General features: G+C 57.8%; 1 protein-coding gene. It reads right to left on the bottom strand.

Annotated features, from left to right (window positions below; all coding sequences use genetic code 11):
- The coding region (locus AC5RE1_RS01675; protein WP_493938237.1) for a DEAD/DEAH box helicase at positions 1–830 on the bottom strand (830 nt) is incomplete at both ends.

Raw genomic sequence — 830 nt, 5'->3', positions numbered from 1 at the left:
GCCTGCGTAGCGTCTTTCGCATCAAGAGCTTTGAGAACGGTTTCATCGAGCGTCCCTTCAGCAACAAGATTCGTGATCGTCACAGGTTCGGATTGCCCTTGCCGATACAGGCGCGCATTCGTCTGCTGGTAAAGCTCCAGGCTCCACGTCAGCGAGAACCACACCAACAGATGCCCACCTGCCTGCAGGTTCAGACCGTGACCCGCAGATGCGGGGTGAATCAGCCCAAGCGCAATCTCGCCCCTGTTCCACGCCTCGATATCGGCCGAGGTTTTCAGTTCGCGAGCCTGTGGGAAACGAGCGGTGATGCGCTTGCGGTCGTGAGTGAACCAATACGCCACCAATAACGGGCTGCCGTTGGCTGCCTCATACAGGTCTTCTAGAGCGTCAAGTTTCCGATCATGCACGGGAGCCCACTGACCGTCGCCGGTGTAGATCGCACCCGATGCCAACTGCAGCAACTTGCCCGACAACGCAGCAGCATTCGCAGCATCAATCGTCGCCCCATCAAGGTCGAGGACGAGGTCAGCTTTGAGCTGCTCGTAGATCTTGCGCTCTTTCGGCTCCAACGTGACGAGCGTGGTTGTCACCGTCAATTCCGGTAATTGCAGGTGGTCGGTGGTTCTCATCGACAACGTCATGTCACCAATCGCCCCATAGATCTCATCCTCAGCACCCGCGCGGGGCTTATAGGTGAACACCTGCATCCCGTTGCGCTTATCCGGAACGAACCAACGATCGCGATAACGAGTGATAAACCTGCCCAAACGCTCGCCGCCGTCGAGAAGACGGAATTGCGCCCACACATCCATCAGCCCGTTCGACGTTGG

It is taken from the genome of Actinotignum sp. usb-actsch-rep-73 (genome assembly GCF_059082735.1).
Note: the sequence above shows the minus strand (reverse complement) of the source record. Positions and strands in the feature narration are given on the sequence as shown.